The organism is Sorangiineae bacterium MSr11367 (assembly GCA_037157805.1).
Lineage (GTDB): Bacteria > Myxococcota_A > Polyangia > Polyangiales > Polyangiaceae > Pendulispora > Pendulispora rubella.
Genome location: CP089983.1, coordinates 9,375,698 through 9,402,646, shown reverse-complemented (window position 1 = coordinate 9,402,646; position 26,949 = coordinate 9,375,698). Strand labels below are relative to the sequence as shown.

20 protein-coding genes are annotated in these 26,949 nt (G+C 66.2%); 11 read left to right on the top strand and 9 right to left on the bottom strand.

Annotated features, from left to right (window positions below; translation table 11 throughout):
* Positions 1-23 precede the first annotated feature (23 nt).
* Positions 24-1,544, top strand: coding sequence for a GMC family oxidoreductase (locus LVJ94_36100; GenBank protein ID WXB02328.1), 1,521 nt, complete (start codon positions 24-26; stop codon positions 1,542-1,544).
* Between the two features lie 626 nt (positions 1,545-2,170).
* On the opposite strand, the gene LVJ94_36095 is transcribed toward LVJ94_36100, so the two are convergent.
* Together LVJ94_36095 and LVJ94_36090 are read right to left on the bottom strand one after the other, a co-directional pair.
* Positions 2,171-3,043 carry a lysozyme gene (locus tag LVJ94_36095; GenBank protein ID WXB02327.1) on the bottom strand — a complete coding sequence of 291 codons (873 nt, stop codon included), beginning with the start codon at positions 3,041-3,043 and terminating at the stop codon, positions 2,171-2,173.
* Between the two features lie 131 nt (positions 3,044-3,174).
* Positions 3,175-4,239 carry an oxidoreductase gene (locus LVJ94_36090; protein ID WXB02326.1) on the bottom strand — a complete coding sequence of 355 codons (1,065 nt, stop codon included), beginning with the start codon at positions 4,237-4,239 and terminating at the stop codon, positions 3,175-3,177.
* A gap of 113 nt (positions 4,240-4,352) precedes the next feature.
* Here LVJ94_36090 and LVJ94_36085 point away from each other — a divergent pair, with 113 nt between their 5' ends.
* From LVJ94_36085 to LVJ94_36055, 7 genes are all read left to right on the top strand, one after another.
* The gene (locus tag LVJ94_36085) at positions 4,353-5,552 is read left to right on the top strand and encodes a hypothetical protein (GenBank protein ID WXB02325.1); all 1,200 of its coding nucleotides are present in this window, start codon (positions 4,353-4,355) and stop codon (positions 5,550-5,552) included.
* Between the two features lie 28 nt (positions 5,553-5,580).
* The gene (locus LVJ94_36080; protein ID WXB02324.1) at positions 5,581-6,378 is read left to right on the top strand and encodes a methyltransferase domain-containing protein; all 798 of its coding nucleotides are present in this window, start codon (positions 5,581-5,583) and stop codon (positions 6,376-6,378) included.
* A gap of 50 nt (positions 6,379-6,428) precedes the next feature.
* Positions 6,429-9,599, top strand: coding sequence for a S41 family peptidase (locus LVJ94_36075; protein WXB02323.1), 3,171 nt, complete (start codon positions 6,429-6,431; stop codon positions 9,597-9,599).
* Positions 9,600-9,654: 55 nt separating this feature from the next.
* Positions 9,655-10,392, top strand: coding sequence for a pyridoxine 5'-phosphate synthase (locus LVJ94_36070; GenBank protein WXB02322.1), 738 nt, complete (start codon positions 9,655-9,657; stop codon positions 10,390-10,392).
* 13 nt (positions 10,393-10,405) lie between these two features.
* Positions 10,406-10,777 (top strand): holo-ACP synthase, encoded by a 372-nt coding sequence (locus tag LVJ94_36065; GenBank protein ID WXB02321.1) that lies wholly within the window; start codon positions 10,406-10,408, stop codon positions 10,775-10,777.
* The gene (locus LVJ94_36060) at positions 10,774-12,291 is read left to right on the top strand and encodes an NAD(P)H-hydrate dehydratase (GenBank protein WXB02320.1); all 1,518 of its coding nucleotides are present in this window, start codon (positions 10,774-10,776) and stop codon (positions 12,289-12,291) included. The genes LVJ94_36065 and LVJ94_36060 overlap by 4 nt, the downstream gene beginning before the upstream one ends.
* Before the next feature lie 120 nt (positions 12,292-12,411).
* A complete protein-coding gene (locus LVJ94_36055; GenBank protein ID WXB02319.1) occupies positions 12,412-12,978 on the top strand; it encodes an RNA polymerase sigma factor in 567 nt (188 codons plus the stop codon).
* 34 nt (positions 12,979-13,012) lie between these two features.
* Here the strand turns inward: LVJ94_36055 and LVJ94_36050 are convergent, their stop codons facing one another.
* The 7 genes from LVJ94_36050 to LVJ94_36020 all read right to left on the bottom strand — a co-directional run bounded on the left by LVJ94_36050 (position 13,013) and on the right by LVJ94_36020 (position 21,944).
* Complete coding sequence (locus tag LVJ94_36050; GenBank protein WXB02318.1) at positions 13,013-13,567, bottom strand: cob(I)yrinic acid a,c-diamide adenosyltransferase; 555 nt, start codon at positions 13,565-13,567, stop codon at positions 13,013-13,015.
* 25 nt (positions 13,568-13,592) lie between these two features.
* A complete protein-coding gene (locus LVJ94_36045; protein ID WXB02317.1) occupies positions 13,593-14,348 on the bottom strand; it encodes a hypothetical protein in 756 nt (251 codons plus the stop codon).
* Between the two features lie 333 nt (positions 14,349-14,681).
* A complete protein-coding gene (locus tag LVJ94_36040; GenBank protein WXB02316.1) occupies positions 14,682-15,707 on the bottom strand; it encodes a hypothetical protein in 1,026 nt (341 codons plus the stop codon).
* Entirely contained in the window at positions 15,704-16,954 is a 1,251-nt protein-coding gene (gene tyrS / locus LVJ94_36035) for a tyrosine--tRNA ligase (GenBank protein ID WXB02315.1), read from the bottom strand. Before tyrS ends, LVJ94_36040 begins: the two co-directional genes overlap by 4 nt.
* Before the next feature lie 14 nt (positions 16,955-16,968).
* The gene (locus tag LVJ94_36030) at positions 16,969-17,313 is read right to left on the bottom strand and encodes an integration host factor subunit beta (protein WXB02314.1); all 345 of its coding nucleotides are present in this window, start codon (positions 17,311-17,313) and stop codon (positions 16,969-16,971) included.
* 102 nt (positions 17,314-17,415) lie between these two features.
* The gene (locus LVJ94_36025; protein ID WXB02313.1) at positions 17,416-19,650 is read right to left on the bottom strand and encodes a hypothetical protein; all 2,235 of its coding nucleotides are present in this window, start codon (positions 19,648-19,650) and stop codon (positions 17,416-17,418) included.
* Positions 19,647-21,944 (bottom strand): hypothetical protein, encoded by a 2,298-nt coding sequence (locus LVJ94_36020; protein ID WXB02312.1) that lies wholly within the window; start codon positions 21,942-21,944, stop codon positions 19,647-19,649. Before LVJ94_36020 ends, LVJ94_36025 begins: the two co-directional genes overlap by 4 nt.
* Before the next feature lie 98 nt (positions 21,945-22,042).
* On the opposite strand from LVJ94_36020, the gene LVJ94_36015 reads away from it, so the two are divergent.
* From LVJ94_36015 to LVJ94_36005, 3 genes are read left to right on the top strand one after another with little or no spacing between them, the layout of a single operon-like run.
* Positions 22,043-24,727, top strand: coding sequence for a TonB family protein (locus LVJ94_36015; GenBank protein WXB02311.1), 2,685 nt, complete (start codon positions 22,043-22,045; stop codon positions 24,725-24,727).
* Between the two features lie 3 nt (positions 24,728-24,730).
* The gene (locus tag LVJ94_36010) at positions 24,731-25,723 is read left to right on the top strand and encodes a hypothetical protein (GenBank protein ID WXB02310.1); all 993 of its coding nucleotides are present in this window, start codon (positions 24,731-24,733) and stop codon (positions 25,721-25,723) included.
* Between the two features lie 3 nt (positions 25,724-25,726).
* Positions 25,727-26,821, top strand: a complete 1,095-nt coding sequence (locus tag LVJ94_36005) for a hypothetical protein (protein ID WXB02309.1) — start codon at positions 25,727-25,729, stop codon at positions 26,819-26,821.
* Positions 26,822-26,949: the final 128 nt, after the last annotated feature.

Sequence of the window (26,949 nt, the reverse complement as noted above, 5' to 3'; positions counted from 1 at the left end):
GGAGTGATAGTACTCCTTCGGGCATGCGAACGATCGTCGTGGGTGCGGGTTCCGCAGGGGCGGTGATCGCGGCGCGCCTCACAGAGGATGCGCGGCACGAGGTGGTGCTCGTCGAGGCGGGCCCGGATTACCCTTTCGCAGAAGGTGCGGAGCTGCCGGCGGATCTTCGCGACGGGCGGAAAAATTCGATGGTCCGCCACGACTGGGGCTACATCTACCGCGCGACGTCGAGCCGATTTTGGAGCGCGCTGCCGATGGCGTACCCGCGCGGGCGTGTGGTGGGCGGTTCGTCCGCGGTGAACACGTGCATCGCGCTGCGCGGGCAGCCGTACGACTACGACGAGTGGGCATCGATGGGCCTGCCAGAGTGGTCGTGGGAGCACTGTTTGCCGGCGTTCAAGCGTCTCGAGCGCGATATGGACTTCGACAACGCGTGGCATGGGCAGGAGGGGCCGATCCCGATCCGGCGGCACACGCCGAGCGAGCTCGTGCCGTGGCAGGCGACCTTTCTCGAGGCGTGTGCCGAGCTCGGGTTTCCGACGTGCGCCGACACGAACGATCCGACGACGACGGGCGCGGGACCCCACGCGATGAACAAAGTGAACGGGGAGCGCATGAGCGCCGCGCGTACGTATCTGACGGCGCGGGTGCGAGCTCGCCCGAATCTGCGCATCGTGCCCGACACGTTGGTGCGGCGCGTTCGCGTGACCAACCGGCGCGCGCAGGGCGTGGAGGTGGAGCGCTTCGGGCGCGTGTTCACCCTCGACGCGGATCGCGTGGTGCTTTCGGGGGGCGCGGTGGCGACGCCGGGGATCTTGCTGCGCTCAGGCATCGGGCCGCGGGACGAGCTGGCGCGTCTCGGCGTGGAGCTGGTGGCGCACGTGCCCGCGGTGGGTGCGCGGCTTCTGGACCATCCGGGGTCGGCGATTTTCTTTTGGCCGCACAAGGCGGGTTTCTCGAGCATCGAGCATCCGATCGTGCAAACGACGAATCGCTATGGCGCGACGGGCAGCCCGTGCCCAAACGACATGCAGATTCAGCCCGGGTCGTTCGTACCGCTCGGGCCTTCGCTCCCGGGGGTGACCCTCGCGGTGTGCCTCGGCAAGCCGCGTGGGGTAGGGCGCATCCATTTTCCATCGGCGCGCCCGGACGCGGCGCCGGTGCTGGACACGCGCCTCTTGGACGACGAGCAAGACGCCGCACGCATGCGCGAGGCGCTCCGCATCATCGGGCGCCTTGCGCGCACGAAGGCCATCACGGCCGTCGCCCGCGTCGTCTATCCGCGCAACCCCTTCGACAAAGACGGCGAACTTCGCGCCCCGCTGCGCCAGATCACCGGCTCGGGCTACCACCCCAGCGGCACGGTCCCCATGGGCGCGGACTCCGATCCGCATGCGGCGACGGACGGGCGCGGCCGGGTGCGCAGCATCGAGGGGCTCATCGTGGCCGACGCGAGCCTGATGCCCACGATTCCCAGCTCGAACACGAACCTACCGTCGCTCATGATCGGCGAACGCTTCGGCGAATGGCTGCGTGAACCCTAGGGAGAGTTCACAGGAAGACGGGAAGACGGGAAGGGTTTTTTTGGGATTCCAATCGGCCCCCTGAGCCAATTGGAACCCCCAAAAAAAGCGTTCCGCGCCGTGCGTGCCGTCAGCCCTTCCCGTCTTCCCGTCTTCCTGTGAATTCCTCTCTGGAGTTAATCGGGGGTTGAGGCGTGGCATTCGACGCATTGGGCAATGCGAAATGGTAGGCGCCGCAAATCAATCCTGCGTCGCGGCATTCTTGGTATTGCCGTGCGAAATAAGGATTCTTGTACGACGTGCCCTCGGTGGCTTTGATGTACGAGAATTTCGCGCCGGCATTGGCGGCGGAAGCCCAATCCACATTTCCCTGGTGGCTACTCACGTCGCACCCGGGGGGTTGCGCAACGAGCGCGCTCGTGCTCGAGGTTTCTGCCCCCTCGTGCAGGCGAATCTGAGAGCCAGCCGTATGATCGGCAGAGCCCAAGGAGAGTGTTTGGCTATCGGATGGCTCGGTCGATGCCACGCAGCCAATCGCGACGAAGCTGGCGCCGATTATCCAAATAAGGCATCTCATGGCCAGAATCCTCAATTGAAAAGAAAGAAGGCGGGCCTCCGGGAGTGGAGGCCCGCCATTTCAAGATTGCTCAGTCGGGATTGGTGGCCAGCGCCTGCAGGCGGTCGTAGGCACCGTTGAAGCGATTCTGATCACCGGGCATCGACCCCGAGTCGGCGTATTGCCAGATGGTGTGGTAACCCCAGCCCGCGGGCAAGGTACCCACGCTGGAGCCGTAGCGCGGGATCCAGAGGGGATTCGTGCCGCCGAATCCACCGTTGTTGCCGGTGCATTGCGACCACCAGCTGGTGCTGGTGTAAATCATCGGATACTTGCGCGTGCGCGCGTGGACCCGATTGGAGAAGTCGCGCACCCACTGAACCATGGAGGACGCACTCAAGCCGTAGCAGGTCGCCCCGTACGGGTTGTATTCCATGTCGAGCGCCGGGGGCAGCGTTTTGCCGTCGCCCGACCAACCGCCGCCGTGATCGACGAAGAAGTCGGCCTGCGCGGTGCCGCTGGAGTTGTTCGGCAGCGCGAAGTGGTAGGCGCCGCGGATCATCCCCTGGTTGTACGAGCCATTGTACTGCTGCGCGAAGTTCGGATTGCGGTACGAGGTGCCTTCCGTCGCCTTGACGTAACAGAACCTCGCGCCCGCGTTCCAAGCGGCCGCCCAATTCACATTTCCCTGGTGACCGCTCACGTCGCAGCCCAACACGGTGGCGGCCACCGCGTCGGTCTCCGCCTCCGCCATCATTTCGGGGGCGTCCGTGCCCTCGTGCAGTCGGATCTGCGAGCCGGCGGTGTGGTCCGCCGAACCGGCCTTGAGATCGTCATTTTGGGTATTCGTCTCGGGGTCCTGGCCGTCGGTGGGGGCGGCGCAGCCGACTCCCAGAAGCAGGACGGCCCCCGCCATCCATGCATTGCGACGAACCATTCGGCTCAATCGGAAATTCACGTTCATCGTGGAACTCCCTTCACGTTTGGAGGTGCGCGGCGTGGTGAACGTGGCTTCATACCAAAAATGAAAATAAGTGAAACCTTATTTGCCGGTAGAGATCATCGAATTTAATTCCTACGTTTGCTTACTCGCAATTATCGCCATTGTATTTCGCGATTCTCGCGATTGCTCGCGAGCGCAAGTTCGATAACTCGCATTGTGCGAACTCCATGTTCGGGCGTCACCGGAGCGTCTTTTTTGGCGCGAATTGCATTGGCGACATCGCGGTAGTAGGCGCGGTAATCGCCGCGTTGCGTCGCGATCTTCTGGTGGATCGCCTTGTCCCCAGTCGGTATCGAGAATACAGTTCCCCACGCATCTTCTTTTTCCTCCCCCCAATGGGCGGATGCATAATGATTGCCGGCGAGCAGCTCGGCCTCTTGGGGGTCGACACCGTATTTGACGAAGGTGCCCTCCGAGCCGCGAAGGTAAAAGCGCGGACGCTGCGCTGCGGCGAGCATGTTGGCCCCGAGCTGAACGCGCAGGTTGGGATAGCGCAGGACGATTTCGAATGCGTCGTCGGTTTGGGCACCTTCGCGTTCGCGGAAGACGCGCGCATCGACCGATTCGGGTAGCCCGAAGAGCTCGAGCGCCTGATCGATGATGTGCGGCCCGAGGTCGTAGAGAATGCCGGTGCCCTCGCCCGCCTGTTCGCGCCAGCGTTTGCGCACTTCGGGGCGGAATCGATCGTAGTATGCTTCGTAGCGCACCAGGCGACCGAGCGTTCCTTTGGACAGGAGATCGCGCACGGTGAGGAAGTCACCGTCGTAGCGGCGATTTTGAAAGACGGTGAGAAGTGTGTTTCGTTCGCGTGACAGTGCGGCGAGGCGCTCGGCTTCGTGCAGGTGAATCGTGAACGGTTTGTCGACCACCGTGCTCTTGTTCGCAAGAATGGATTTCTCTGCCAAGGAAAAGTGCGAATCGTTGGGGGTCGCGATGACGACTAGTTGGATGTCGGGATTGGCGAGCAACTCATCCACCGAGCGTAAGATCGTGGCTTGCGGATAGGCTGCGCGTGCCTCGTCACCTTGACGCTGCAGGATGGCGGCAAGGCGCAGCTCCGGCACCGCTGCAATGGCGGGCAGATGAAAGATGCGGCTGGCCATTCCGAAACCGATGACGCCGACACCGAGGGCTGCTTCCTTTTTCTGGTCGTTCATGATGCGAACGAGTGTAGAGCTTCTCCGTGCTCCCGCGCTGCTTCGCGTTCGTCGTCTGCGCCTTCCTTTCAATAGGTGCATCCTGCAAGGATCGCCCTCAGGCGATCACGACCATGGACGCCGAGGCCTCCGTGCCCGTGCCCGTGTCCGTGCCCGTGCCCGTACCCGACGCGGCCCCGCCGTCATCCGCCGACGCGGCCCCCGCGCCCACGGCAGCCCCCGCCGCACCGCCGGCCGACGCCGGTGCAAATGCCTGTCGCCTCCTCGCGGGGCCGACGCAGCAGCCCTTCACCGGGCCTGCGGCCCTCGTCGCGACCGACACCGGCATCGACGTCGTGTGGCACAAGAACGGAGCCCCGCGCGTCGTCTCCGTTCCCGCATCGCCCATTCCCGCACCGCCCTCGAGCGCGAAGCCCGTGCGCAAGGTCCTCGACGGCCAACCCGAGCGCGCCTCCCGTCCCGCGTGCGCCGCCGCGGGCCCCTTCGCTTTTTGCTCGGATGCGCAGGGCCAAGTGCACCGCGCCCTGCGCGTGCAGCCCGAGACCGACACCATCGTCGCGCAAGCGGACATGGGCGCCGTGGTCGCCGCGGCCATGGTCGGCGACCAACCGGTGCTCGGCTACCTTGCGGTGCGCACCACCAGCGAGGGGCGCACCAGCGAAGCCTTTGCACGCCTCGGCGAGCAGCCGCCCGTGCGCATCTCGGAAAGCGGCAGCGGCGCCACCGACGTCGTCTTCGCGCCGCGCGGACACGACGCCGTCCTCGCGATGACCATCGACGCGCGCCGCGCCATGAGCCCCGTTCATGCGCGCGCGGTCTCCGCCTCGCCGGCCAAATCGCTCGTCCTCGGCCCCGATGCGGTCATCTATGTCGGCGGCGGCTCCGAGCACCAAGTGCACGGTGCCCTCGGGGTCGACGCCGCCGGCAATGCCTTCGGCCTCATGCCCACCTCCGCCGAGGCAGGCTTCGGCTTGGCGCTCATCCGCATCGATGCTCCGCCCAGGCTGGACGAGCCCGCGCACGTCTCGCTCTACCCGAACGGCTTCGACTTCGCGGCCGTCGCCGCCACCCGGGGCGAGGGCCCTTCCATCGTGGTGGCGCGCGTTCGCCCGATTGCCGTGGAACCTTCCGCCATGCGCATGCTCGAGCTCGGCAAAATCGACCTTAAAGATGGATCCTTTTTGCCCTTCGGCTTTGTACCTTCCGGGTCATCCGTCCAGAATGTCGCGATCGTACGCGATCGCTTCGGCGCCATCTGGGTCGAATACACAGATGGGGGTGGCAGTTGGCTCGAGCGACGAGTCTGCCCATGACGTACCGTAAAGCCCAAACGAGGCCCCAGTGACCAGCGTGATTTCCAACGAAAGCATCCCGATGAACGGCGCCGGCCGGCACCATGCGCACGAGCAGGACCTCGAGACCAAGAATTACTACGACGAATTTTCGCAGGCCTACGAGCGCTACCGTCTCCCGAACGACCCCGTCGGTTACCACGCCCTGGTCGACGATCTCGAGGTGCGCCTCGTCGAGCGCTACGGCAAAGGTCAGAGCATCCTCGAGTGCGGTTGCGGCACTGGCCTGCTGCTCTCGCGCTTCGCCGGCTTTGCCAGCACCGTCAGCGGCATCGACCTGTCGCCCGGCATGCTTTCGCGCGCCCGCGATCGCGGCCTCACCGTGGAAGAAGGCTCCGTCACCAAGCTTCCCTTCGAGGACGCGAGCTTCGACGTCACGTGTGCGTTCAAGGTGCTCGCCCACGTGCCCGACATCGGCCGGGCGCTCTCGGAGATGGTTCGCGTCACGCGCCCCGGTGGAGTGGTCCTCGCCGAGTTTTACAATCCGATCAGCTTTCGCGGATTGGTCAAACGGTTCGGCCCCGCCGGGAAGATCTCGCGCCAGACCAAAGAAGATGCGGTCTACACGCGCTTCGATCCGCCGTGGGTCATCTCCAAGATTATTCCCGCCAATGCGCGATTCGAACGCGCCTATGGCATCCGCATCGTGACGCCGGCGGCCGTTGCCCTGAAGATTCCGGGCGTTGGTTCGCTTCTGCGTCGCGCCGAGGAAAAGCTGGCCGACACATCCCTGGCTTACTTCGGTGGGTTCTACGTCGCGGTCTTGCGCCGAAACTCGATCACTTGAAGACCCCCTGAAACCCCAGCCCCCACTTTCGCGTATATACTGAATCCCGCATGCCCGCCAAATCCCGTTACGTCCGCGCACTCGTGCGCGTGGGTGCCTTGCTCCTCGGCTTTGGTTTCGCGACGTTCCTCGCACTACGGTTGCAAGGTGGTGGGCTCTGGGAAGGGCTCACCCCGGCCATTGCGGCAAACAATGCCGCCTTCGGCTTGCAGAACAAAGCCTCGTACGATCTGACCTCGCTCAAAGTGGTCAACGAGGTGCTGCGCAACGTGCGCGATCGCTACGTCGATCCCAAGCGGGTGAAGCCGCGTGAGATGCTCCTGTCCGCGCTCAATTATGTGCAGCGCGACGTGGCGCAGGTCATCGTGCTCCACGACGAGGGCGCCCCGACGGCCAAGGTGCGCGTCGACACGCAGGAGCGCGAGTTCCGCATCGACAACGTGCAGGGCCCGTGGGACGTGAGCGCGCGCTTGCGCGAGGTGTTCGCCTTCGTGCAGGACGGGCTGCGCGGCACCGAGGTGGACCTGCGCGAGGTCGAATACGCGGCGTGCAACGGCATGCTCCACACGCTGGATCCGCACAGCGTGCTGCTCTCGCCCGAGGCCTACAAGGAGATGAGCCTCTCCACGAGCGGCCAATTCGGCGGCTTGGGCATCGTCATTTCGATCCGCGATCAGCAGCTCACGGTCATCAACCCGATCCCGGGCACGCCGGCGGTGCGCGCGGGCATCCGCAAGTACGACCGCATCACGAAGATCAACACCGAGTCGACGCTGAACATGGGGCTCAACGAGGCGGTGAACCATCTGCGCGGCGCGCCGGGCAGCAAGGTCACGGTGCACGTGCACCGCGATGGCGCGGATGGGTGGCAGGGCTCGCGGCCCTTCGAGCTGACCCGTGAGACGATTCGCGTGGCGAGCATCGAGTCGAAGCTGCTCGAGGGCAACATCGGTTACATCCGGTTGAAGCAGTTCCAGGCGAACAGCGCGGCGGAGCTCGACGAGGCGCTGCGCAATTTGAAGAAGAGCGGGGAGCTGAAAGGGCTCGTGCTCGACCTGCGCGGCAACCCGGGCGGCTTGCTCGACCAGGCGGCGCGCGTGGCGGACAAGTTCCTCACCGAAGGGCCCATCGTGGCCACCGTGGGCAACCCGAGCGAGGGGCGCGAGGAGAAGAGCGCGCACGTCGACGGCACGGAGCCGAACTACCCGATTGCGCTGCTCGTGAACGGCTCGTCGGCGAGCGCCAGCGAGATCGTGGCCGGCGCGATGAAGAACCACGACCGCGCAGTGCTCATCGGCGATACGACGTTCGGTAAGGGCAGCGTGCAGCTCGTGTTCGCGGAGCTTCCCGACAAGGCGGCCCTCAAGCTGACCATCGCGCAGTACCTGACGGAGCCGGGCGACGTTTCGATCCAGGGCACCGGTGTGACGCCGGATATCCAGCTCGATCCGATGACCGTCGACTCGCAGGAGATGGACCTCACCGTCGACACCGGCGGCATCAAGGAGCGCGATCTCTCGCGCAGCCTCTCCAATGCGCGTGCGCGGGAAGGGCAGCGGCCGTCGGAGGTGGTGCGCTACGATCTGCCGCAGAAGGACCGGCAGGAGCTGCGCGAGCGCGGCGGCGATCCGGACGACAACTTCGCGATGGATTTCCAGATCCGCTTCGCGCGCGAATTCGTGGCCAAGGTGGCCCCGGGCAAGCGCCTGGACCAGCTGCGCGCGGCGAAGAACGTGATCAACGAAGTGCGCGGCACCGAGTTGAACAAGGTCGTTGCGGAGCTGAAGACGGCGGGCGTCGATTGGGCCGATGCCCCGGCCGACGTCGCGCAGGTCCAGCAGCCGGCGCCGCCGGCGGCGGTCGAGGTGAAGGCGGAGACCGAGCGCCCCAACAACGAGGTGCAGGCGGGCGATCCGATGACCATGAAGGTCACCTTGACGAACAAGGGGACCGTGCCGCTCTTCCGGCTCTACGCGGTCACGAAGAGTGACAACCCGTACTTCGACAACAAGGAGCTGGTCATCGGCCGGCTCGATCCGGGCAAGAGCAAGACGGCGACGGCGCCGCTCGGCTGGTGCGACATCGAAGGCCACCGCGCGGGGTCGACCGCGCCGCTGCCGAAGGATGCTCCGCGCGTGTGCCGCATTCCGCGCGATGCATTGACGCGGGCCGATGGCATCAAGCTGCACTTCGAGGAGGCGCGCGGGCGTGCGCCGGCCGATGCGGAGCTGCGCGCGACGATTCGCTCGCTCGAGCGGCCGGTGTTCGCCTACGCGTACCAGGTGGCCGACAACCGCAAGGGCAACGGCGACGGGCGCATTCAGAAGGACGAGGGCGTGACCGTGTACCTCACGGTTCGCAACGTGGGGAAGGGGCGCTCGTACGAGACGCAGGCCAACCTGCGCAACCTCTCGGGCGATGGGCTGCTTCTCCACGATGGCCGCTTCGACCTGTCGAGCATGAACCCGGGCGAGACGCGCAAGGTGGCTTTCACCTTCGACGTGCAGTCCCAGCTTCCCGATGCGGAAGCCAAGGTGGAGCTGTCCATTGCCGATCGCGATTTGCGCGAGTCGGTGGCCGAGAAGATCCGGATGCCCATCGCGGCGGCGATTCCGCTGCAAGCGGGGTCGGGTGCGATGCGCGCGAAGAGCTCGGGGGCCGAGCTCTTCGAGTCGCCCGAGGGCGGTGCGCGCTTGGTGGGCAAGCTGCCCGCGGGCGTGTCCGCCGGGGTGATGGCAACCGCCAATGACTACACGAAGCTCGCCTTGGGCGGGGGGCGCTTTGCCTTCGCCCGGACGCGTGACCTCGAGCCGGGCGGTGCGGCCGGCGGGGCGGTGGCCTTCGAGGAGACGATGGCGCACGCGCCGCCGGCCATCGAGCTGGCGGCCACGTCGCTCTTCACGCGCGATGCGCACACGGCCATCAAGGCGACGGCGACGGACAGCGAACGGCTGCTCGATGCGTTCATCTTCGTGGGCTCGCGCAAGGTGTTTTACCGCTCGAACCGCGGCGGGGCCGATCCGAAGAAGCTGCCCTTCGAGGCCGACCTGCCGCTCCGGCCCGGTGTGAACATCATCAGCATCGTGGCCCGGGAGAGCCCGGACACCTCGACGCGCAAGACCTTCATCGTGCGCCGCGACGGCCCGAACGGTGAACTCTTGTCGACCCCGAAGACCGACGACGATCTCGCGGAAAACGCAGCAGGGGCGGACAACGATTAGCAAGGACTCGCGACGAGAAGGCGCAGCCTCTGCTACATCTGCAGGTATGCAGGGTATGCGCCTTCACATCAATGTCGACCACGTTGCGACCCTCCGCAATGCGCGGCACACCCCCTATCCCGATCCGATCGAGGCGGCGCGCATCTGCATTCAGGCGGGTGCGCACGGCATTACCGCGCATCTGCGGGAGGATCGGCGGCACATCGTCGATGACGACGTTCGCCGGCTAGGGGAGCTTCTGCGCGACGCCGACGAGGTGTTCAACCTGGAGATGGCCGCGACCGCGGAGATGGTGGCCATTGCCCAGAAGACGTCCCCGGACGTGGTCACCCTCGTTCCCGAGCGGCGTGAGGAGCGCACCACCGAGGGCGGACTCGACGTGCGGGGGGGCGGCGACGTCCTGGGCGAGTACGTTCGGGCGCTGCTCGACGTGGGCATCAAGGTGAGTCTGTTCATCGCCGCCGATGAGGCGCAAATCGAGGCCTCGCACCGCCTGGGGGTGCAGCAGATCGAGCTGCACACCGGCGAATACGCCCACGCCTTCCACGATCCCGCGGCCCGCGCGCGGGAGCTCGACCGGCTGGCAAAGGGGGCGGCACTTGGACATCGGCTGGGCCTCGAGGTGGCGGCCGGCCACGGCCTCACCCGCGACAATGTGGTCGAGCTGGTGCGGATCCGCGAGTTGGTCGAGCTCAACATCGGTCACGCCGTCATTGCGGACGCCGTGTTCCTTTCGCTCGGCGGTGCGGTGCGCGCCATGGCCGAGGCCATCGACCGAGGGCGTCCGCACTAGTACGCTCTACGCAATGATTGTCGGCATCGGAATCGACGTCTGCTCCATCGATCGTATGCGGCGCGCCCTCGAGCGCCACGGGGACCGCTTCTTTTCGCGCATCTGCAGCCCCGAAGAGCGTGAGGAACTGGTGGGCCGGGATCCTCCCACGGCGTTGGCCGGGCGGTTCGCGGCGAAGGAAGCCTTCGCGAAGGCCATCGATGGTGCACCCGGTGTCGGGTGGCACGAGGTGCAAGTCCGGCGCGCCCCTAGCGGGCGCCCGCGGCTCGAGCTTCATGGGAATGCGCTGGCCATGGTGCGCAAGGTCAACGTCGAACGCTGGCACGTGACCATCACGCACGACGCGGGGATTGCTGCCGCAGTGGTGGTGCTCGAGGCGCCGTGATTCCCGTTCTATCCCGCGCGCAGATGCGCGCATTCGACGCGCGGGCCATCGACGTCGCCCACGTGCCGAGCATCGTGTTGATGGAGAACGCTGGGCGCGGTGCCGCCGAGCGCATTCTGGCGCTCGCAGGCAAACGCCGCGTGGTCATCGTCTGCGGCGCGGGAAACAACGGCGGCGATGGCTTCGTGGTGGCGCGCCATCTGCTGCTTCGCGGCGGCGATCCCGCCGTGTTCATGTGCGGCAAGCCCGAGAAGTTCACCCAGGATGCGCGCATCAACCGCGACGCGTGGGTGGGCGTCGGTGGCACGGTGGACCTCCTCCAGAAGGGGCCCGATCTGGAATTGCTCCGCATCGAGCTCGAGGGCGCGGCCGTCGTCGTCGACGCGCTCTTCGGCACGGGCCTGGACCGCGCCATTTCGGGGCTCGCGGCCGAGGTCATCGAGTTGCTCAACTCGGACACCTTGGGACCCGTGAAGCGGGTCGCGCTCGACATCCCGTCGGGCCTCGACTGCGACACCGGCGTGCCCCTCGGGCCGACGTTCCATGCGGATCTCACCTTGACCTTCGCGCAGCCGAAGCTCGGGTTGCTCACCCCGCGCGGCGTCCGGCACACCGGCGAGCTCGAGGTGATCCACATCGGCGTCCCCTCTGACGTGCCCGACGCCGTGGGGCATTCCGCGGAGCTGCTCGAGCGCGCGGACGTCGCCCGATGGCTCGCACCGCGCACGTCCGATGCGCACAAGTACTCGGCCGGCCATGTGGCCGTGCTCGCGGGCTCCCATGGGAAACTGGGGGCGGCGCTCCTGGTTGCGCACGGCGCACTGCGCGCGGGGGCAGGGGCGGCGACCATCGTCACGTGGCCCGAGGCCGTGGCCGCGCTGCAATCGCGCGTCCTCGAGGTGATGACCGCGTCGATTGACCGAGATGCGGTTGCGGCGAGCATCGATGCCGCATTGCGCTCGAAGCGCTCCGTCGTCATCGGCCCCGGCTTCGGCCTGGACGAGGCCGCGCGCGCGGCCTTGGCGCACGTCCTTGCCGCGTGGCGCGGGCCCTTGGTGCTCGATGCGGATGCCATCACCTTGCTCGCGCGCTCCGGGTCGTTTGCGCTGGCGGGGCCGCACATCCTCACGCCGCACGCGGGCGAGCTGGCGCGGCTTCTGGAGACCACCTCCGACAAAATCGAGGCGGACCGCTTCGGCTCGGCCACGGAGGCGGCCCGCCGCACCGGCGCGGTGGTGCTTCTCAAGGGCGCGCACTCCATCATCGCGGCGCCGGACGGCCGTCTGGTCATCAACGTGCGCGGCACCCCGGCGTTGGCCACGGCTGGCTCGGGCGACGTGCTCGCGGGCATCATTGGCGCCCTGACCAGCGTGCTCGAGCCGTTCGAGGCTGCCTGCGCGGGCGCGTTCCTCCACGCCGAGGGCGGCGCGGTCTCCGCAGCTGGCGCCGACCGCGGCCTGCTTGCGTCGCAGATCGCCGACGGCGTTCCTGCAGTTCTGCGTGAATTATTTTGAGCCGAGCTCACGGGCCCACACGCGTTGTCCGCTTTGACACACGCCGAGAAGGTAGGCGCGTGTAACTAGTCGAAAATACAGAAGAAGAGGGGCGGCATCGGCATTGCTGAACGTGTCGACATGTCGCTTACTTCGCACCAAGTCGACCGCTCGATTCGCCGCCCTCCCCGCCCCGTGTTGGCGGCGCAGGATGTTCCTTCGCTTCGCGCGGGGCTCGTCACCCTCGTTCCCGAGCTTCGCGGGCGCGCGCTTCGCCTCGCCGCGAACGCCGCATTGGCCGACGACATGGTTCAAGACACCATCGAGCGCGCCTTGCGCTTCGCTGACCAGTACGAGCCCGGCACGAACCTGCGCGCGTGGGTCTTTCAGATCCTCTTCAGCGTCTTCATCACGCGGTACCGCCGCCAGCGCCGCGAACGCAACGCGCTGCGCATCCTCTCGACGGATCCCTGCGCGTGGACGATCCCGCCGGCCAATGGTTCGCCGGAGCACGAGGTGCGGCTCACGCTCTCGACCAAAGAGAAACTCGACGCGCTCCCCGACGGCTTCCGTTCCGTCATCGTGCTCGTCGACTTGCAGGAGCGCTCCTACCGCGAGGCAGCCGTCGAACTGGGCCTGCCCCTGGGCACCGTGATGAGCCGGCTGCACCGTGGGCGCAAGCTCCTGGCGGCGCAACTGGCTGCTTGAAAACTGCTACGTCAATAGTGTAGAGCGCCCGATTTCAGGCTTTCTGACGGGGCGTCCACGGGATATCCGGAATATTTTTCGCCTGATTTTCTGCTCGGGCGAGGCTGAACAGCAGGTCGCTGAGCCGGTTCAGATAAACCACCAGCTCGTGGCGTACCGGCGGGTCGGAAATGGCCAACACCGCGCGTTCGGCGCGCCGGCATACCGTGCGCGCCAAGTGAAGCGCCGCGGCTTGGAGGCTACCGCCCGGGAGCACGAAGTTCATCAGCGGCGCCAAGAGCGCTTCCGACGCGTCGATGGCCTTTTCCAGACGCTCGCTGTCGTCGCCATCGATGGGCTTCATCGATAGCTTGCCCTCTTTGCCGGGCACACAGGCCAATTCGGCACCCAGGCAGAAAAGATCGACCTGCACCTGTTCGAGAATGGTGTCGGTGGCCTTCTCGAGGCCGTGGGCACGGGCAAGGCCCACGGTGGCGTTCAACTCGTCCACCGTGCCGTAGGCCTCCACGCGGGTGCTGGCTTTGCTGACTCGGCCGCCGCCGAAGAGCCCGGTTGTGCCGTCGTCGCCCGTTTTCGTATAGATTTTCACGCGTTCGACGTTAACCCTACGCGGGTCACGCCGTGAACATCTTGGCGACTTCTTCGCTCATTTTCGCTTCGGGAACCTGCTTGGCGAAGGCGAGCTCTTTCATGAGCAGCCCTTTGGCTTGATCCAACAGGCGGCGCTCGCCGAAGCTGAGCTCCTTGTCGAACTTGAGGCGGTACATGTCGCGCAAAACCTTGGCGATCTCGTAAGCGGAACCGCTCTTGATCATCTCGGTGTAGGCGCGGAAGCGGCGGCTCCAGGGGTGCAGGTCGACGGCAACCTCGCGGGCGCGCATCGTGTCGAGCACGGCGTCGGCTTCCTTGTCGCTCATGATGGGGCGCAGACCAACCTGGGCCGCTGCACCCACCGGGACCATGACCTTCATCCCGTTGTGGAGCTTCAGGATGTAGAACATCCCGTTCGTTCCGCCGATGGCGCGCTCCTCGATGGTGGTTACTTCACCCACACCGTGGGCGGGGTGAACGCACTTGTCGCCCACCTTGAATTCCGGCTGCTTCAGCGGCGTGCCGTCGGTCACTTGGACGCTGGGGCGCGCAAAAGGAGACGATGTAAGTCGGCCAAAATTCGGCCGATGCGACGACGGGGTCGGCGTGGACGAGGGGCCGGGCGGGGTGCTCGGTGTCGGCACGACGGGGCGCGCCGGTCGGGTGGTCTCGTCGGCCGCAACGGACGTGGCAACGGGGGCCGCGGATTGCGCCGGCTCGGAAACCGCGCGAGATGCGGCAGCAGCCTTCACCTTGGACGCTACCTTCGGGGTGCCCAAGTCCCCACCTACCGGGACGTTCTTGGAAGCGGGGGCCGCGTCGCCAGATGCTTTCGCGGTGCGCTTGGCGCGGGCGGGGGCGTCCCCGGAGCGGGCGGTGGTGGTGCGTGCAACTCGTGCAGTGTTTCGTGCGGGTGCAGGTCGGGCCATTGGAATTTCACGCCAAACAGCGCGGCGACGCGGGATATTCCACGAGATGCTGCGCGCCTGATCGTCGCGTGCCCCTACCATTGAAAGGGGGTGCTCGTCAACCAAGCCCCCTGGATGGTGGGCGCGCAAAGTTTTCGGATTCTGACCCCAGGCTTTGGCTTACGCCGCCGTTCCGGGTTGGTGTCAGTGGCGCATCAACTCATCCACGCTCGCACCCGTGGCCGCGCGGAGACCTCGGAAGAGGGTGTTGGCGGAGATGGTCATCTCCGCCACGAGTCCATCCGGTACCACGCCCACCGTCGGGCCGGAGATGGGGGCGTTCAATCCACAGAGGCGTCCGAGCGAGCTCTCGGACAGAACATGGATCGCCGCCGCGAAGCGTTGCGTGACCTTGGGGCCGTCCTCTTGGAACGAGCCAAGAAGCGCGATGCGCACCGCCAACCGTGCCCCGTCGGGGCTTCCGGGCGCCACGCGCACGGAGACCGCGGCCGCCGTGGCCGCGCGAAACAAGCCGCCGAGGGCCTCTTCGTACTGCCCGGTGAAGGGGCCGGGCGCAAAGGCGCTGAAGGGCGGCTTGGCCGACGACGACACGGAAAGAAGCTCGGCGGCGCGATCGAGGGGCGTGGCACGCAGGGCGGGGGACGCTTTCTTGAGCCGCTCCTGCGCGAAGTACTCGGCGGCCCGCAGAGGACCGAAGCGCCCGACCTCGAGCCCCACGGCCTCGTGTCCAAAGATGGCGAGCTGCTGCCGTTCGCCATTCACCGCGCCCCACGTTCGCACGATGGTTCCGAGCGGGTCGGACGATTTGCGATCGATGCCGCGCCCTTCGACCCGCGCGCGGTCGGCGAAAGCTCCCTCGACGCGGGTGGGGTCGAACACCCCGTGCCCCAGGAACAGCGTCGTGTTGGTGTACGCGGCAACGGTGAGCTCGTCGAGCTTGCGCACGTCGATGCCGCCGTGTCTCCGTGCGAACGTCTCGAACTTCGCGTCGGGAAAGAGCTCGCGCATCGCGTCCGCCATCTGCGGATCGGCGAGCAACTCGCGCGGGCGCACTTCGACGAGCCACGAGAGCCCTGCGGCCGGCGCGAGATCCGACGTGGGCTGCAAATGAAGCGGCGGTAGCGGCGGCGTCGGGGGCGCGGCCGGTGCGCCACCGCACCCGACCATCGCCGCCACCGCCAGCGCCAGAACGACGAGCCGCCGCGTCATCCCACCGTGATGTAGACGAACCGGCGATTCTTGGAGCCGACGCGTAGCAGGTAGCGCTTGCCGCGCTCGAGTTTCAGCTGCGCATCGGTGACGCGCTGTTGATCGACCTCGACGCCGCCTTGTTCGACGAGTCGCTTGCCCTCGCCGGTCGACTTGACCAACCCGGTGCTGGAGAGCGCCTTGGCGATCCAGAGCGTCCCGTCTTCCGTCGCCACCGTCTGCTCGGCGATGTCCGTCGGGAGCGCGTCGCCCGAGTAAATGCGCTGGAACTCGGCCGCGGCCTCTTCGGCGGCGGCGGCGCTATGAAAGCGGGTGACGAGCTCGCGCCCGAAGAGGCCCTTGATCTCCTGCGGGGAACGCTCGCCGGTGCGGCGCGTCTCTTTGAGGGCGGCGATGTCTTCGTTCGAACGCGCGGAGAGCAGTTCGAAGTAGCGGAAGATGACGTCGTCGTCGATCTGCATCACCTTGCGGTACTGGGTGAGCGGATCCTCGTCCAAGCCGATGTAGTTGCCCAGGCTCTTGGACATCTTCTTGCCGACCACGCGCCCGTTCTCCATGCGCGCATCGGTGCCTTCCAAGATGGGCATGGTGAGGACCATCTGCGGCGTTTGGCCGTAGCGCGGCATGATGTCGCGCCCCACCAGCAGGTTGAAAAGCTGGTCGGTGCCTCCGAGCTCGATGTCGCACTTCAACGCGACCGAGTCGTAGCCCTGAAGGAGCGGGTAGAGGAACTCGTGCTGGAAGATGGGCCGGCCCTCGGAGAAGCGTTGGCCGAAGTCGTTGCGCTCGAGCATGCGCGCGACGGTCATCTTGGCCATGAGCTCGACCATGTCGTTGGCGGAAAGCTTGTCGAGCCACTCCGAGTTCCAACGCAGCTCCACGGTCTTCTGGTCGAGGATCTTGAAGGCCTGATCGGTGTACGTCTTGGCGGAGGCCATCACGTCTTCGCGCGTGAGACGCGGGCGCTGATCGTTCTGGCCGGTGGGATCGCCCACCATGGCGGTGAAGCTGCCGATGAGCAGGATGACCTGGTGCCCGAGGTCTTGGAACTGACGCATCTTCGAGAGCACCACCGCGTGGCCGACGTGCAGATCGGGCCGCGTGGGATCGAGCCCCAGCTTCACCCGCAGCGGCGTGCCGGTGGCGCGGGAGCGTTCGAGGCGTTGTTCGAGCTCGCTCGGGACGTGGAGGTCAACGACGCCGCGCGTGAGCACGGCCATCTGTTCGGCAACGGGGGCGAAGGACATGTTCCTCGGGTTGGTCAATCTTCGTCGCGATCGACGTCCTCGTCGTCCAAGTCGTCGTCGAGATCGTCGTCCCCGTCGCTATCGGATCCGCCCGTGATGGGCAAGTGCCGGCTGCTGTTGACCAGCTCCTTCAGCTCTTTGCCAACCTTGAAGAATGGAAGCCGCTTTGCAGGGACGGGGACCGCTTCGCCCGTGCGCGGATTCCTCCCCTCGTAGGCTTTGTAGGCTCGAACACTGAAGCTACCGAAACCGCGAATCTCGATTCCGTCTCCGCGACCGAGCGCAGCGGTCATGGTGTCGAAGACGCATTTGACCACGTCCTCTGCGCGCGCCTTGGTGAGGTCGCTACGAGTCGCCATCGCGTCGATCAATTCACTTTTCGTCATGTCGCACCGCCTTGACGAGAAGGGGTCATTGCTCACAAGCTCAGCCACGAGCCCTACCACCGGCCGGAAAGTCCTTCAACGGTGAGCTTTTACAGTAGTTTTGTCGAGCCCTACAGCACCATGTTGTGCGCGAAGCACCAATCGGCATCTTAAGTTGGGACCGCCGCCCTGGCTCAAGGGTTCCAAAGCTTCGTCGAACGAGACGGTCTGACTAGATAAATCTAGAATATCAGAGCCCTTTTTGGCACCCTCCCCGCTCTGAATGTTGGTGGGTTTTTGTGGGTCTGTCCACTCCCAACGAGCCTTCTCCACCCGCTCGGTCGAGGGCCCAATTCCGTACAGGACGAGTGTCCCTTTTCCTCCCGTGCCCCGCCGAAGGACGCGCGGTTCGATGACGAAGGTACCGGGCTTGTCGCCAGGTGCGGTGGGGAATCCGTTGGGCGTGGGCGTGGGGAGCGGCAACTCGATGTCGGCCCACGCAGGTTCGTCACCCTCGGGAACGAGTTCGAGCACGCGATCGTCCGAGGCCCCCGTTCCCTCGGCAAAGATGGGCCGCGCATAGCCACCGTGCTGCGCGAACGGCGGCCACTCGGCCTCCGCCTCGAAGCGGTACGTCTCGTTGACGATGGGTGGTGGCGTCCATGCTTCGACGATGGACGTACCGCCCTCGCCCTCGGCGAATCGATAGAGGTGCGATCGGGGATGGCCGAGCCAATCGTAGAGGATGCGATCGCGATCGTCGTGACGGCGGCGCACGGCGACGATGCCGTGGCTCGCGGTGAGGGACGGGTCGTAGGCCAGGTTGAACCCGTGGTCGGTGTCGAAATAGATCAAGCCGTGATCGGCGCCCTTTTCGCGCGCGAGATCGGGCTCGTACATGGGGCGGCCGCCGTCGCGATCGGCGAGGGCGCGGTGGCCGTACGCGCTGTGGAGCGCGAAGCCGATGGCCGAGACGGAGAGCACGGCGAAGATGCGCGGCAAGCTGAGACGAGCGCTGGTGACGGCGAGGGCGATGAGGCCGTGTTCGATCGGGATGACGTCCGCGAAGAAGCGTGCACCGCCGCCGGGGTAGTTGCCGTCGAAGTAGAACGGTGCGTAGGCAACGATCTGCAGGCCGACGACGGCGGCGAGGATGCGGCAGATGGGTTGCCCGCGGACGATGCGGGCGACGGGCAGGAGAAGAACGAGGAAGAGCGGCTCGAAGTTGACGACGTCCGCGGTGTGCGGCCAGAGGCGGCGCAGGGTCGTGCCCGCAGCCTCGAGCACGCCGTAGCCGTTGGGGAGGCGTGCGCGGACGAAGTCGGTGTGCTCGACGAGGCAGCCGATGCCGTGCCCGAATCCGTAGCGAAAGCAGTCGTGTGGGCCGTCGCTGACCGCGTAGTACGCGAGCTGCGTGCTGCCGAACCAATGCCCCGTGGCCGCATGCTGGGCGATAAAGAGAAGGGCAAGGCCGGGGACGGTGCCGAGGGCGACGAGGAGGAAGTCACGAGGCCGCGCGGTGGAGCGCAGCACCAGGGCGAACACGCCGAGGGCGACGGGGATCGCGGAGACCATGCGCGTGGCCGCCACGTAACCGACGGCGAGGCCCGAGAGAACGAAGAGCCACGGGTCACGGAGGCGAAGGGCACGGAGCGCGAGGGCGATGGCCAAGGTGATGGCGAACGCGCATGCGCCGTGCGACATGGTGTCGGCGGTGTGGTAACGGAGTGCGGCGCAGACGATGGAGATCGCCGCGGCAAAGCGGGCCGTCATGTCGACGTTCCGCGAGAGCCCCGTGGCCCGCGCGATCTCGTAGGTGAGGAAGTACGTCGTGAGGACGATGCCTGCGGCGAGGACGGGGCCGGTCACCATCGGCGCGCCGATGCGGAAGCCGATGGCCAGCAGCAGTGGGTAACCCGGCGGGAAGATCCCGCTCAGCAGGTTGGGCTCGCGAAAGAGGAGGAAGCGGCCGCGGAAGAGCGCGGAAGGCTCCGCGACCGGCCAGGCGATGCTCCCGTGCGAGAGGGCGCGGCCCTGGAGAAAGTAACTGGTCGCGTCGATGATCCGCGGACCGCCGCGCAGGTAGTACGCGATGTATCCGAGCGAGGCGAAGGCCGCGACGAACGAGGTGATGGCGAGGAAGCGGCGACGCGAAAGACCGTGCGGGCCGTCGTGAAGCCACATGGCGAACGCCGTCGTCTCGGGGGAGCGGCTGCGCGTCGCGGCGAAGGCGACCGCCGCGAAAAGGATGGCGAGGGCGAGGGCGGCCCAGGCAACCGCGTCGGGCGGCTTGCCCCACGCACCGAAGGCGCTGCCGGCCTGGCCGATCATTGCGCGATCCACACGTGGTAATCGACGAAGTCGCCCGAGCCGGTGTTGGCGAGCTCGAAGGAGAGCTCCGCGGTGACTTTGTCGGCGGGGATCTCCACGGCGGTTTCGACCCAGCCTTCCGACGGCGCGAAGTCGAGCGCGGCCACGTCCGTGCCGCCGGCGCGCACGATGACGTGCGACGTGGCATCGGGGGCGCTGCGCACGATGAGGGTGGCGGCCTTGCCCGGCGTGAGGTTGCGCAGGACGAAGCGCTCGGAGAGCCCACCGCCGATGCGCCTTCCGCCGTCGAAAAGGTCGAGCCGCGAATCGGCGGGATCGCTCAGTATTTTCATGTCGGTCCATCCGCCCGCGGGCGTGGGGAAGACGTAGCGGTGCTCCGTTTCGCTGACCAAATCGGCCACGTCGATCTCGTCGCGAAGGTTGGTGGCGGCGTGGCGCGGGCGGTTGCCGGTGCCGAGCAGGTGCCAATCGGCGCGGTAGATGACGTCTTCGTAGCCGCCGCAGATGACGTTGCCCTCGACGGGGAAACGGGCGAGCACCTCGCTGGAGAACCACGTGGGCAGTACGCCCCACCACGTCGGGTAGATGGCCAGGACGTCGGGGCGCTCGGCGGCGGGCATGCGCTCGATGAGCTCGAGGGTCGCCGGCAAACCGTGCACTCCGGCGCGCGCGAACGGGAGCGCGTGGAAGCCGCCGAGGCCGATGATGTCCAGGCCGGGGCGCTGCGAAGCATAGATGAGCGCGCCCGCGTCGCCCACGAGGATGCGGCGCGGTTTCAAGTGTGCGAGCCATCGGCCCGCGACGATGTGCTGATCGCGGATGTTGCGCGAGGCGCGGCCGAAGAACCACTTCTGTCCGCGGTAGTTCGGCTCCTGGTGCACTTGGAAGAAGAAGAGCGCCGCGGCGACGCACGCCACGCGCAAGGGCCACAACGAGAACAGCGCGGCGAGGGCGAGGCCGCCCAGGAGGGCGAGGACCCAGGCGAAGCGGAACTCGGGGTTCGTGTTGGCGGCGCGCGTGGCGATGCCGATGGTCTGCACGGCGAGCGCGCCGGCGACGATCATGAAGAGGGCACTGGGCTTGGTGCGCCTCCGCACAAGCGCACTCGCGCCCAAGGCCGCGGCGATCAAGAGCCACGCGACGGCGGGCATGGTGTAGCGCTCGTTCTGCCAGCGCACCTGCCCATTGAAGGCGGTGAGACCGAGCCAGAGGGCGATTTGCAGCCAGATCAAGACGCCGTAGCGGCGCGTCTCGCGGAAGGCGAGGGTGGCCAGGCCCAAGGTGGGGAGGAGGAAGCCGAGCGCGGGAAGATCGGTAAAGTGGTATTCGAGATTACGGAAGATGGCGTAATTCAGATTGAAGACGTAATCGTTGATCTTGTCCGTGCGCGTGAGAAACGGGTTGTTCGTCGCGAGCTTCACGATGGCGCCATTGGCGCTGTATTCGCCGGTGAAGTAGCGATTGGCCAGCGTTTGCGCGACCAAGATGAGGACCCCAGGCAGGCCGGCGCGCAGCAGAAGCCCGACGATGGGCTTCCAGCCGCGCCACCCATGACGCATCAAGATGGGCCAGGCGGCGACCAACCCAAACGCCGCCACGGTGCCCGCGCCTTCGGGGCGGGTGAAGACGATGCCGGCACCGGCGAGCCCCAAGATCCACGCGCGGCGGGGGCGTTGGGCGCTCTCAGCCGCGTCCAAGTCGAAAAATGCAACGAGTCCGCACGCCCAGGAGGCCAGGAAGAACGCGACCTCCATGCCGCTCCACAAGGACCAATCGAGCGAACCGATGGCGAGAAACAGCGGCGGGAGCAAGAACGACGCGACGCGCATCCACGCGCCCGTGGCACCCCCGAGCGCGGTGCTGGCGCGCGCCGCGTTTCGCAGAAAAAAGCCGCGCGCGGCCAAAAGCACACCGAACACCGAGACGGCGGCGACGATGGCCGCCCAGATCATCAGCCGCTCGCCGTGGAAACCGAACAGGTACCCGAGGGCGAGAACGAACGGGTACGACAAACTGGTGTTGCCCGAGGAATATCCGTTGCCGGTCGCCCATTCGAAGGGGTGGCCCTCCGCCGTGGAGCGCGCATAGTCGAAGTGAATGAACACGTCATCGAGCGGCGCGGACCATTCGCCGCTCGTTTGCTTCAGCATGTAGCCGTAGAAGGTTCGCGCCGAGAGCAGGGTGCACGCCGCCGCCCAGAGCACGTACAGTGCACGGTCGTAGCCGAGAACGGGCGAGAGGACCCGCGAAACTCGGCGGAAGGCTCGTTTTGCTCGATCTAGAACGCGCGCCACGGGGAAACGCGGCCCTAGATAGCAGGGGTTCGGCGTTCGGGGTTAGGTTTAGGTTGGGGGTTGCCCCTCGGACGCAATCCCACTAATGGGAATGCTACATGCCCGCGCGACGTCTGCCCTTCGCGGGGGTGCTTTTCCTTGGCGCGTTCTCGGCAGCGCGCTTTTCTTTCGCCCAGGGAACGCAGCAGCCCCCCGCACCACCACCACCACCTTCTCCCCAGGACGATCCTCGTGGGAGCGCCGTTCCACGCGGTGCTTCCGGGGCTTCGCTCACGACGCCTGCCGATTCATCGGCGCCCGCACCGGCTCCGCCGCCTGCGGCGGTGATCGTTCCACCCAAATTGGTCACCGACGAGGGGGCCCAGTATCCGGATTCTGCGCTCAAGGAAGGATTGACGGATACCGTCACCGTCGTTCTCGTTCTGGAGATCGATCCCACCGGCGGCGTGCGCAACGCCACGGTGGAGACACCCGTTGGTCACGGCTTCGACGAGGCGGCGCTGGCCGCGGCGAAGAAGCTGCGGTTCGAGCCGGCACAGCGCGGCGGAAAGCCCGTCGCGGCGCGCATCAAGCACCAGTATGTCTTTGCGCCACCCGTGTCGCGGCTCGTGGGGCGCGTGGCGGCGTCCAGGTCGGATGCGCCCATCGCAGGGGCCAACGTCGTCGTGCGCGGGCCCGACGGCACCGAGCAATCGACGCAAACGGCGGCCGATGGCACGTGGAGCCTCGAGAAGCTTCGCCCCGGTGCCTACGAGGTGCGCATCTCCGCGCCGCGTTTCACCGCGCAAAACGCCACGCAGGACCTGAAGCCCGGCGAGGAAGTCAGCACCGTGACACGCCTCGAGCGCGAGGGCGCCGAGGCACCGCCGCCGGACGATGACGTCGAAGAGGTCACCGTCAAGGGCACGCGTCCGCCCCGGGAGGTCACCCGCCGCACCTTGGAAATGCGCGAGATGACCCGCATCCCCGGCACCTCGGGTGATGCGCTGCGGTCGCTGCAGAACCTGCCCGGCGTGGCGCGCCCTCCGGGGCTCGCGGGCTTGCTCATCGTGCGCGGGTCGGCGCCCAACGACACGAACATCTTCATGGATGGGACCTTGGTGCCCATCGTGTACCACTTCGGTGGACTCAGCTCGGTCGTGCCCACCGAGATGCTGCAGAAGATCGACTTCTACCCGGGCAACTTCAGCACGCAGTACGGCCGGGTCATGGGCGGTATCGTCGACGTGGGGCTGCGCGATCCGAAGAAGGACCGCCTGCACGGCATGGCCCAGGTCGACCTGATCGACGCGCGCGTGCTCGCCGAGGGACCCATCGGCAAGACGGGATGGAACTTCGCCGTGGCCGGGCGGCGCTCCTACGTGGATCTCTGGCTCAAGCCGGTTCTCGAATCGGCCAATGCCGGAGTGACCACCGCGCCCGTTTATTACGATTACCAGGCGATGATCCAAAAGGACTTCGACAAGAATTCCAACTTCCGCCTGATGCTTTTAGGCTCGGACGATCGCCTGGAGCTGCTGATCAAGAATCCCGCGGCATCGGACCCGGCCATCGGCGGTGGAATCAGTGCGCATACCGGCTTTTGGCGTGCGCAGGCGCGGTATCGCAACAAGATGAGCCGCGATACCGAATTGAAGATCATGGGCGCGGTGGGGCAGGACTTCGTCGATTTCTCGCTCGGTGACGTCTATTTCAAATTGAGCAGTGTCCCGATGACGTCGCGCATCGAGCTCTCGCAGCGCATCACCAAGGGCGTGCTCGCGAACATCGGCGTCGACATGCTCTATTCGCCGTACAAAGTGCAGGTCCGTGCGCCGCCGTTTCCGCGTCCGGGCGAGCCGCCGGGCGGCCCCGGTTTGAGCCGCCCGCCGCTGGAGACGAACGACACCGACGCGATCTTGCGCCCCGGCCTGTACACGGAGTTCGAGCTCACCCCGTGGCGCGGCGGCCGCATCGTACCCGGCGTGCGCCTCGATTACGCGAAGGACACGAAGGAGTGGGATTTCGGCCCGCGCGTGGTCATGCGGCAGGATCTCACCCGAGGCTTCCCGCGCACGACCTTGAAGGGCGGTATGGGCATCTTCTACCAGCCGCCGCAGCCGCAGGAGACCAATCCCGTTTACGGTCAGGGCGGCCTTCGCTCGAACCGCGCGTACCATTATTCATTGGGCGTCGAGCAGGAGTTCACCCAGAACATCGAGGCCTCGCTCGAGGGGTATTACAAAGAGCTCGATCGATTGGTCATCAGCAACAACGGAAATAGCGGTACGGGCCAGGCGTACGGTATGGAGGTGCTCCTGCGCTACAAGCCCGATGCGCGCTTCTTCGGGTGGCTCGCGTATACGCTGTCGCGCAGCACGCGCAAGGATACGCCGCTCGACGACGAGCGACTCTCGCCGTTTTCGCAGACGCACATTCTGACCGTGTTGGGAAGCTACCGGCTCGGGCGTGGATGGGAGCTCGGCGCGCGTTTTCGCCTGGTGTCGGGCAGCCTCTACACGCCGAGCACGTATGGCTTCTACGACGAGAACGCGGGCGTGCCGCTGGCCTTGCAGAGCTATCCGCCATACAGCGCGCGCATGCCGCTGTTTCATCAGCTCGATATCCGCGTCGACAAATCGTGGAAGTTCAAAGATTGGCAATTCAGCGTCTATGCCGATATCCAGAACGTCTACAATCACGGCAACGTCGAGGGCGTTAGCTACAATTACAATTACACGCAGAACACGTTCGCCACGGGGCTCCCGTTCCTGCCGAGCCTGGGCATGCGCGGAGAATTTTGAGCCATGAGAAGCCGAACCGCATGTTTGCTCATTCTGCTCGCCGGGCTCTCGTCGTCGTGTGGCAACGTGGACTTCACGGAGGGTAGCGTCCTCAATTCGGTGCGCATCCTCGCCTCCAAAACGGACAAGCCGTACGCCGGCCCCGGCGAAACGGTGAAGGTCGAATTGCTCACGTGGGATGGCCGCATCGAGAAGCCGCGGCCGCTCACCACGTACTGGATTCCCATCGTCTGCATCAACCCGCGCGAAGATTTGTATTATGCATGCTTCGAGCAATTCGCCGGGGCCACCGTTCCCGGAGCCGGTGGAGGAGGCACGGGCGGGGTGACCTTGGAGCCCGGTGTGGATCTCACGCCCTATCTGCCGGCGGGGCCGGAGTACTCGTTCACCCTGCCGAACGACATCGTCACATCGCATCCGCGGGTTCAAGGCGCCGTGCCCTACGGCATGGCCGTGGTCTTCAACATCGCGTGCGCGGGGCACGTCGAGCTCGTAGCGCGCGACAGCAAGAATCCGCAGGCGGTGCCTTTCGGTTGCTTCGACGAAAATCGCAACCGACTGGGGCCGGACCAGTACGTCATCGGCTTCTCGCGGGTGTACGGCTACGACACGCTCCGCAATGTCAACCCGACGATCGCCGACGTGTTTCTCGAAAATCAACGCGTCGATCTCGCGCAGGGCATCACGGTGGACCGTTGCACGACGAAGCTGCGTCGCGATTGCCCGGACATCAAGATCAACGTGGTGGTGCCCGAGACCTCGTGGGAGGTGCAAGACGGCGATCGGCGCGAACAGATCTGGGCGGCCTACTATGCGGACATCGGGCAGCTCGATGGCGAGTCGCGGCTTCTCTGGGACGCAACCAAGGGCAGGGTGGATGGCTCGGAGAACAAGTACAAAGCCGCGAACGATCCCCTCGAGGGCACGATGTTCATCGTGGTGCACGACAATCGGGGAGGGACCGCTTGGGCCCAGGTGCCCGTGCACACACGGTAGCAGGTGGATCGCGACCGTATCTGGCACGGAATCGTCGGTCGCGGCATCATTTGGGGTCGGGGTGAACTCTTGACGTACCCGAAGCTTGTCCGTTCTTTCGCGCTCTTGGCATGTGTGGCCGCGGGCTGCGCGAAATCTTCCGAGGATTCTCCGCTCGAGGCGAGCGATCTGATCACGTTGGAGGACGCGAAGTTCGACGCCAACGCGATCATGGAGCTGGAGGTTCTCGAGGATACGCAGGCCTTCGACGCTACGGCCATTCAGCGCTTCTTCGAGCGGACGCCGTATCGGCGGCCGAGCTTTCTCGCCACGTACCAGTCGAACGGCGTGCGCGCCTCGGATGCGCTCTACCGCGCGGCGGTGGCCAATCGGATCAATCCGTTCGTGATGCTCGTGCGCGCGCAGGCGCTGCAAGGGCTCGTGGGTACGCAGTATTATCCGTTCCCGGCGTCGCGCGTGGAGTTCGCGTTTCGATGCGGCTGCTCGAGCGATGCGACGTGCGACCCTTCGCAGGCGGGCTTCGATCGGCAAGCGAATTGCCTCGCGCGCAAGCTGCGGCAGAACCTGGACGCCATTGCGAGCGGCGGCGAGACGGCGGGCGGATGGGCTCCGGGGCGGGTGTCGACCACGCTCGACAATCAGAAGGTGACGCCGAAGGATGCCTCGACGGCGGCGCTCTACCAGGAGAATCCCGCGGTGGGGGCCAACAAGAGCGACGAATGGCTCTTCTGGAACATCTGGCAGAATTACGCGGCGTTTCTCCAGTACATCGGCCCCACTGGGGGCGGGTCCCAGGGCGCGTGGATCGGCGAGGCCTGCAAGGGAGACTCGAACTGCGTGGCGCCGGGCGCGACCTGCGCGACCAGCTTTCCGAGCGGCGGGATGTGCATCGCCGCGTGCACCGACGGCTGCCCGAGCGAGGTGGGGCGCCCGGAATCGTTCTGCGCCGACTTCGGCGAGCAGGGTGGCTACTGCTTGCCCAAATGCAACCCGAGCGTCCCAGGCTCGTGCCGCAAGGACTACGAATGCCGCGCCATCTATCAATATGGCAGCAAAACCGTGTCCGAGAACGTCTGCGTGCGGGCGAAGGAGGGGTGAGGGGATAGGGTTTAGGGGTTAGGGTGGAGAAGGAGAGGTGGGGCGCCTCGAGCGCCGGCGTGGCTGCCGTCGATGAACGCTTCGGTCAGGTCCACCTTCCCTCGTTGATGTAGGTCTCGAGCGAACGC

Excerpts from the sequence above, each read along its gene's own strand:
- LVJ94_36025 (WXB02313.1), bottom strand. The coding sequence starts at position 19,650 with ATGATCGGCCAGGCCGGCAGCGCCTTCGGTGCGTGGGGCAAGCCGCCC.
- LVJ94_36010 (WXB02310.1), top strand. The coding sequence starts at position 24,731 with ATGAGAAGCCGAACCGCATGTTTGCTCATTCTGCTCGCCGGGCTCTCG.
- LVJ94_36090 (WXB02326.1), bottom strand. The coding sequence starts at position 4,239 with ATGAACGACCAGAAAAAGGAAGCAGCCCTCGGTGTCGGCGTCATCGGT.
- LVJ94_36100 (WXB02328.1), top strand. The coding sequence starts at position 24 with ATGCGAACGATCGTCGTGGGTGCGGGTTCCGCAGGGGCGGTGATCGCG.
- LVJ94_36040 (WXB02316.1), bottom strand. The coding sequence starts at position 15,707 with ATGACGCGGCGGCTCGTCGTTCTGGCGCTGGCGGTGGCGGCGATGGTC.
- LVJ94_36015 (WXB02311.1), top strand. The coding sequence starts at position 22,043 with ATGCCCGCGCGACGTCTGCCCTTCGCGGGGGTGCTTTTCCTTGGCGCG.
- LVJ94_36070 (WXB02322.1), top strand. The coding sequence starts at position 9,655 with ATGCGCCTTCACATCAATGTCGACCACGTTGCGACCCTCCGCAATGCG.
- LVJ94_36030 (WXB02314.1), bottom strand. The coding sequence starts at position 17,313 with ATGGCGACTCGTAGCGACCTCACCAAGGCGCGCGCAGAGGACGTGGTC.
- tyrS (WXB02315.1), bottom strand. The coding sequence starts at position 16,954 with ATGTCCTTCGCCCCCGTTGCCGAACAGATGGCCGTGCTCACGCGCGGC.
- LVJ94_36095 (WXB02327.1), bottom strand. The coding sequence starts at position 3,043 with ATGAACGTGAATTTCCGATTGAGCCGAATGGTTCGTCGCAATGCATGG.
- LVJ94_36065 (WXB02321.1), top strand. The coding sequence starts at position 10,406 with ATGATTGTCGGCATCGGAATCGACGTCTGCTCCATCGATCGTATGCGG.
- LVJ94_36055 (WXB02319.1), top strand. The coding sequence starts at position 12,412 with ATGTCGCTTACTTCGCACCAAGTCGACCGCTCGATTCGCCGCCCTCCC.
- LVJ94_36085 (WXB02325.1), top strand. The coding sequence starts at position 4,353 with ATGGACGCCGAGGCCTCCGTGCCCGTGCCCGTGTCCGTGCCCGTGCCC.
- LVJ94_36075 (WXB02323.1), top strand. The coding sequence starts at position 6,429 with ATGCCCGCCAAATCCCGTTACGTCCGCGCACTCGTGCGCGTGGGTGCC.